The 6938-nt window shown below is 40.1% G+C and carries 7 protein-coding genes, 1 pseudogene and 1 riboswitch; of the genes and pseudogenes, 1 reads left to right on the top strand and 7 read right to left on the bottom strand.

Going from position 1 to position 6938, the window contains the following annotated elements; genetic code table 11:
* Nucleotides 1-40 precede the first annotated feature (40 nt).
* The 7 genes and pseudogenes from thiH to thiS form a co-directional block, all read right to left on the bottom strand.
* Nucleotides 41-1038, bottom strand: a pseudogene (gene thiH / locus AC1DDX_RS21475) (2-iminoacetate synthase ThiH).
* Nucleotides 1031-1795 (bottom strand): thiazole synthase, encoded by a 765-nt coding sequence (locus AC1DDX_RS21470; RefSeq protein WP_288882794.1) that lies wholly within the window; start codon nt 1793-1795, stop codon nt 1031-1033. Before AC1DDX_RS21470 ends, thiH begins: the two are co-directional and overlap by 8 nt.
* A 5-nt stretch (nt 1796-1800) precedes the next feature.
* The gene (locus tag AC1DDX_RS21465) at nt 1801-2445 is read right to left on the bottom strand and encodes a thiamine phosphate synthase (protein ID WP_172660352.1); all 645 of its coding nucleotides are present in this window, start codon (nt 2443-2445) and stop codon (nt 1801-1803) included.
* Complete coding sequence (locus AC1DDX_RS21460) at nt 2442-3200, bottom strand: hydroxymethylpyrimidine/phosphomethylpyrimidine kinase (protein WP_288882792.1); 759 nt, start codon at nt 3198-3200, stop codon at nt 2442-2444. The genes AC1DDX_RS21465 and AC1DDX_RS21460 overlap by 4 nt, the downstream gene beginning before the upstream one ends.
* On the bottom strand, nt 3197-3784 hold the full coding sequence (locus tag AC1DDX_RS21455) for a thiamine phosphate synthase (RefSeq protein WP_337717950.1): 588 nt from the start codon (nt 3782-3784) through the stop codon (nt 3197-3199). The genes AC1DDX_RS21460 and AC1DDX_RS21455 overlap by 4 nt, the downstream gene beginning before the upstream one ends.
* Nucleotides 3785-5668 (bottom strand): phosphomethylpyrimidine synthase ThiC, encoded by a 1884-nt coding sequence (gene thiC / locus AC1DDX_RS21450; RefSeq protein ID WP_477622567.1) that lies wholly within the window; start codon nt 5666-5668, stop codon nt 3785-3787.
* 49 nt (nt 5669-5717) lie between these two features.
* Nucleotides 5718-5918, bottom strand: coding sequence for a sulfur carrier protein ThiS (thiS, locus tag AC1DDX_RS21445; RefSeq protein ID WP_337717947.1), 201 nt, complete (start codon nt 5916-5918; stop codon nt 5718-5720).
* 59 nt (nt 5919-5977) lie between these two features.
* A riboswitch (TPP riboswitch) is annotated at nt 5978-6065 on the bottom strand.
* A 346-nt stretch (nt 6066-6411) separates the two neighbouring features.
* On the opposite strand from thiS, the gene AC1DDX_RS21440 reads away from it, so the two are divergent.
* Nucleotides 6412-6924 carry an MFS transporter gene (locus AC1DDX_RS21440; protein WP_477622566.1) on the top strand — a complete coding sequence of 171 codons (513 nt, stop codon included), beginning with the start codon at nt 6412-6414 and terminating at the stop codon, nt 6922-6924.
* Nucleotides 6925-6938 lie beyond the last annotated feature (14 nt).

Genomic DNA, 6938 nt, shown 5'->3' with positions numbered 1-6938 from the left:
GTCTGTTATATCTCTTTAATTCAGCGCTATCCATGGTTAATTAGTTTTTTGTTAAACTGACATCCCAATCTTTCCATACCGGTTCATAACCTTGGGAACTAATCATTTGGGCTATCTCTTTTGCGTTGCGCTCATCAGAAATCTCAAATTGTTCTAACGACTGTGGCTCAACGGCATACCCACCAGGGTTAGTTTTAGAACCTGCACTTATAGATGTGATCCCTAATTTCACAATATTATTCCTAAAAACGATGGATTCACGTGTAGAAATTGATAATTCTACTTCCTCATTATATATTCTATAAGCGCAGATAAGTTGTACCAGCTCTTTGTCGTTCATCACAACTTTAGGCTCCAAGCCGCCGCTAAATGGACGTAAACGCGGAAATGAGATGCTGTATTTACTCTGCCAGTACCTTTTTTCAAGATAAGTTAAGTGCATTGCTGTAAAAAAGGAATCTGTTCGCCAATCTTCCAAACCTATAAGCACGCCTAATCCCATTTTATGAATTCCGGCCTGTCCCAATCTATCCGGCGTTTCCAATCTATACTGAAAATTGGATTTTTTCCCCTTTGGGTGATGTTTTTTATAATCATCCTGATGATAAGTTTCCTGATAAACAAGAACCGTATTTAACCCATAGGGTGTAAGTTCTTTATAATCTTCAGTATCCAATGGCTGAACTTCCATCGATATATGAGAAAAGTGAGGCTTAATAAGTTCCAATACTTTTTTAAAATATTCGGTATGCACGGTTTGGTTCGCCTCGCCGGTAACCAGCAACACGTGGTCATATCCCATGTCTTTAATTACGGCGATTTCCTGCATAATTTCCGCATAAGGGTTAACTGCTGACTCATCTGTGCCATTTGTTCCAGATATGGAGCCGCTGCGGGCGAAATAAGCGCTTTGAAGTCTTCTAATGTTCTTTGAGAAGAATTTAAGGCACGCTCCACATCAACACTAGTTTTGGCATAAATGCTTTTACTGGTCTCGTCCCAGTTGCAGGATTGGAAGAGGTTGGTGAAGTTAGTCATCTAAAAATGAGGTTAATGGGCTGCTGGCCACAGCATGTAAATTAACAGAACCAAGTTTAGCCTCAAAAGCCATTCTTCCGGCCTCTACGGCGATCTTAAAAGCTCTGGCCATCTGTTCAGGATGTTGTGAAACTGCAATGGCAGTGTTCACCAAAACCGCGTCAGCACCAATTTCCATAGCCTTTGCAGCATCAGAAGGAGCACCAATTCCGGCGTCAATAATTACAGGAACATTACTTTGGCTGATAATGATTTCTAAAAAGTCTATTGTCTTTAAGCCCTTATTACTGCCAATAGGAGAGCCCAAAGGCATTACAGCCGATGTCCCAGCATCTTCCAATCGCTTACACAAAACCGGGTCGGCATGTATGTAGGGAAGTACAATAAAGCCCAGTTTTGCCAGTTCCTCTGTGGCTATTAGTGTTTCGATTGGGTCGGGCATTAAATATTTAGGATCTGGATGAATCTCAAGCTTAATCCAGTTGGTTTCTAACGATTCTCTGGCCATTTGAGCCGCAAAAACTGCCTCTTTTGCATTGCGGACACCAGAAGTGTTAGGTAAAAGGTTAATATGAGGATGATTTAGATGTATTAAAATATCATCGTCATTATCTTTCAGATCAACTCTTTTTAAAGCCACAGTTACTAGCTCCGATTCCGAAGCAAGCAATGCTTTTTCCATTTCAGTAGCTGAACTGAACTTTCCGGTTCCCGTAAACAAACGGGATTTAAATGTTTTGTCTGCTATTTTTAACATAATAGTTAGTTATTAATGGGGTTTAAAACCTTTAGCGCACTGTACATTTGTGCAAGCTCAGCGGCAGGATCATTTGCATTGGTTAGTGCACCAGATAATGCCACACCATGAACCCCAGTTGTCATAATCAAAGAAATATCATTCAATTCTATACCTCCAATTGCAATAATAGGAGTGGTGATGCCAGCTATAGAAACCTGTTTCATAATCGCTTCATATCCTTCTAAACCAATTATAGGGCTTAAATTTTGTTTGGTATTGGTAAACCGATAAGGGCCTAATCCTATATAGTCAGCTCCCTCGGCAACCCTTTGTTTAACATGCTCAAAAGTGTTTGCCGTACCACCAATAATCATTTGCCCGCCTACAATACTTCTTGCTTCTGCAATTGGCATGTCGGTTAAACCTAAATGCAACCCATAAGCGCCAGCTTTTAGGGCAATTAACGGATGATCATTTACAATTAACCTTGCTCCATAAGCTTTGCAAAGTGCATTGGCCTTAATAGCCAGTTCGAGAATTACATTCTCAGGCTTGTTTTTAACCCTCAGTTGTATCCACTTTGCACCCGCAATAAGTGTTTTATTAATAGCATCTAAGTGACTGATGTTTTCAGTTTCCTGTGATATGTAGTGTAGTTTATCAATCATAATGAATGGTACCCAAGTAGGGTATTGTTACTGTTTAAGAATTTTTCGATATATAATTTAGCATTGCCGCAAGCTTGTTTTAAAGGATAACCAAGTGCAACATTTGCAGCAATCGCTGCCGATAAAACACAGCCAGAGCCGTGTTTTTGATGAATTTGATCAACCCCCGAGCTAAACTCATAAGTATCATCCTGCTCATATAGATAATCAGTGCCGGGTGCAGCAATGCTATGTCCTCCTTTTAATAAAACCGCGCAGTATTGTGCCCAAAGCTTAGCGGTATGGCTTACATCCATTGCCTCAGCACCTAAACTTAGCATTTCATTGTAGTTCGGAGTAATCAAGTCTATCTGTTCAAGTACAGGCGATAATATTTCCATCCCATTCGCCCAGTCGTGAAATTCATAACCGGAGCTTGCCTTTAATACCGGGTCTACAATGATCTTTAAATCAGAATCTTTAGCTCTTAGGAAACTGACCACCTCTCGCAAAACAGAGACATCTTTTATCAGTCCTATTTTACAAGCCGACACCTTAAACCGAGCCATTAAAGGCTCCAGCTGTGCAATGATTTGAAGTGAATCCAACCAGTTGTTCTTTAAAAATTCGCTATCGGTTTGCACTGTCAGTGCACTGCAGATGCCAAAGCCATAAACATGGTGTTGCTCAAAACACTTTACATCGGCCAAAACACCGGCACCTGCACTGGGGTCAAATCCCGCAATACTAATTGCATATGGTCTGTTTGCTATCATCTTTCCTGTATACGTTTAAAATTACTGATCGCTTTAGAAGGGTCATTCCAAATAAATCCAAGTACGGCCACTCCATCAAAACCCATTAAACTGAGCGCTTCGGCATTTTTATCATCAATTCCACCCAGCGCAATCAGTTTTGTGTTGTTTAAACGCTGTGGTAAAATAAAGTCCCGATTAAGCACACCAGCATACCCTGGTTTGGATATGCTGTTAAACACCGGCCCAAAAAAAGCATAGTCAAATTCTTGCAAATTATTAATATCCTCAAGCTGATGGATAGATGTACTCAATACAGTGTCATTAAAGTTAAGCATCGTTTTAGCCTCCTGTAATTGTTTCCTATGCGCCTCCTTGTAATGCAGCCTGTTAATCCCAAAGTCGCCTGCAAGCTCATGATAATCATGTAATGCAATCCTGCTATGATATGCCTCATCTATTTCAGAAATCAGCTGATTATAGTGCGCTCTTGTATATGAATCTTTTCTTAAGTGAAATATATCTAATCCACTTTCAAATAGTTGATTAATTATATTTGATTCATTGTCAACCATACAAGGATTTGCAATAACAATTACGTTCATCTACAAATAGATTTCGCTGCCTTTCTCTGTAAATTCTTTCGATTTTTCTGCCATCCCTTTTGCCAGTGCATCTTGTTCATCAACTCCCTGCTTTGCGGCATACTCCCTAACATCCTGAGTGATCTTCATCGAGCAGAAGTTAGGCCCGCACATCGAGCAGAAGTGGGCGATCTTTGCTCCGTCAGCAGGTAAAGTTTCATCATGAAATTCCTTTGACGTATCCGGATCAAGAGAAAGATTAAACTGATCTTCCCATCTAAATTCAAATCTTGCCTTACTTAAAGCGTTATCTCTGTACTGCGCACCAGGATGGCCTTTTGCTAAATCGGCAGCATGAGCGGCAATTTTATAGGTAATCACACCATCTTTAACGTCCTTCTTATTTGGTAATCCGAGATGCTCTTTTGGGGTAACATAACACAACATTGCAGTCCCAAACCAACCTATCATGGCAGCACCGATGGCTGATGTGATGTGATCATAACCCGGAGCAATATCAGTAGTTAGGGGGCCTAATGTATAGAACGGAGCTTCAGAACAATGTTCCAGTTGCTTCTCCATGTTTTCTTTAATCAGGTGCATCGGTACATGACCAGGACCTTCAATTATAGTTTGTACATCGTGCTTCCAGGCAATTTTGGTTAGTTCACCAAGCGTTTCCAATTCAGCAAACTGAGCTTCATCGTTAGCATCGGCTATACAACCGGGCCTTAAACCATCGCCTAAAGAAAAGGACACATCGTATGCCTTCATGATCTCGCAGATTTCCTCAAAATGAGTATAAAGAAAGCTTTCTTTATGATGTGCAAGGCACCATTTAGCCATAATGGATCCGCCCCTTGATACAATTCCGGTTACCCTTTTTGCCGTAAGCGGGATGTAGCGCAATAACACACCAGCATGTATAGTAAAGTAATCTACACCTTGTTCGGCCTGTTCAATTAAAGTATCCCTAAACAGCTCCCAGGTCAAATCTTCGGCTTTTCCATTAACTTTTTCTAAGGCCTGATATATTGGAACTGTTCCAATTGGAACCGGAGAATTACGAATAATCCATTCGCGTGTTTCGTGGATGTTTTTTCCGGTTGATAAGTCCATTATCGTATCTGCACCCCATCGGCATGCCCATACTGCCTTTTCAACTTCTTCTTCAATAGAAGAGGTTACGGCCGAATTACCGATGTTGGCGTTGATTTTAACCAGGAAATTACGGCCAATAATCATTGGCTCTAATTCAGGATGGTTAATGTTACAAGGAATTACCGCCCTGCCCGAAGCCACTTCCTGACGAACAAACTCTGGGGTAATGTATCCCTTTGGGGTATTTGCGCCAAAGCTATGACCTTTATGCTGATGACTCATTACAGCGTATTGTGCACCCAGTTGCTCATTTAAAAGATCTATTCTTTGGTTTTCTCTAATAGCAATGTATTCCATTTCGGCAGTAATGATGCCTTTTTTTGCGTAATGCATTTGAGAAACATTAGCGCCATTTTTTGCCTTGTAAGGTTTGTTGATATAAGCAAAACGCAACGAATCCAATTTGCTGTCGGCCAGGCGCTGCTGACCATAATCAGAAGAAATGTGATCTAACTGCTCAACATCTTGTCTGTTGGTTATCCATTTTTCTCTTAATCTAGGCAGACCTTCTCTTACATCAATATGTGCATTTGGATCGGTATAGGGGCCGCTGGTGTCATAAATTGTTACCGGAGGGTTTGGTTCTGTTAAACCGAAGCCATTGTGGATTTTGGTATCGCTTAAGCTGATCTCGCGCATGGCAACTTCAATATCGTGCAATTGTCCTTTTACAAAAATCTTACGTGAGGCAGGGAAGGGACTACGGCTGATCACTTCTTCGGTTGGAGTTTTTTCACTTTTCATAAATACTTTAATTTATAATGAAGGATTGATTTAATACATGATTGGGGCATTAACCACCCTGGGTGGCTTTAATTAGGATTACCTGATCGCCATGTTTTAGCTCATGTTCGGCCCAGGCAGACTTAGAAATAATGGTTTGATTGATGGCTACAGCGATACCTTTAGCCTGAACGTTAATAACAGACAGCATTTGTTCTACAGAACAAGGGTTGTTAAATTGGTGATTTTGTTGATTTACAGTTATTTCCATCTTTAGCTAATTTGGAAAAACTATAGAGATTGCCCATAACGGGACGAAAAGATAGCAATAGATTTGCTTCTACTTTTCCCTTCGGCAGTACTAACTGCATCAGGTTCAAAGGGTATATCTCAGCGCAAGGCACCCCTAAAGTTTTTTGTAAAGCTATGTTATTTTTTGGAAAAACAAATAGGAGAATCCTAAGTAAATTATCTATGCTAATTCTATCTGTATGCTTCAGTTATGGTTGAACCCTTCTTCTGCCGTGCTTCGAGGATGCATCTGAGGTATTTCAAATCATCCTCGAAGAATCCTCGAAGCAGCGTAAAGGAAGCACCAGGGAACGGGTGTGTTTAATTTTCAATATTGCACATATAGAAATAATCTGATCAACTTGCTAAATAGTTTTTTCAGCTCCAATTTGAATTGTTTACATTTGTAGCCTATTAATTACGACTAGCTGCATTTTAGGGTGATTAATTTTATTTTTTTTCATCTCAAATTAATGATTTCAAATAGTAAACATCGGTTTTTCTTAAGCCTTTTCTTTTTCATTTCAGGATTTAGCTTTGCTACCTGGGCCTCAAGAATTCCCACGATTAAAACCGCTTTTGGATTTAATGAAGCAGAATTAGGAAGTATTCTATTGGCAATGCCGGTCGGTTCTTTAATCGGGCTACCTATTTCAGGGTGGTTAGTTTCCAAATACAATAGTCGTGTACCGTTAACAGTTGGCTATGCATTAAATGCGCTTTCACTGGCGCTGATAGGAATTGCACACAATACATTTAGTCTTGTTTTTGCAATTTGTGTATTCGCTTTTACTACCAGAATATTTAATATTTCAGTAAATACGCAAACACTAACACTACAAAAGAGATTTGAGAAAAAGATAATAGGATCATTCCATGGATTTTGGAGTATAGGAGGGATAGCAGGAATTGCCTTGTCTACACTTTTACTGACCTTAAATGTTACGCTGGCAGTACACTTTTCTATAGTTGCCGTGTTGATGTAGTTGCCGTGTTGATG

The sequence above is a fragment of the Pedobacter sp. 10L46_2 genome (assembly GCF_056395165.1).
The sequence above is the reverse complement of the archived record's forward strand: the minus strand, read 5'-3'. Positions and strand labels throughout refer to the sequence as shown.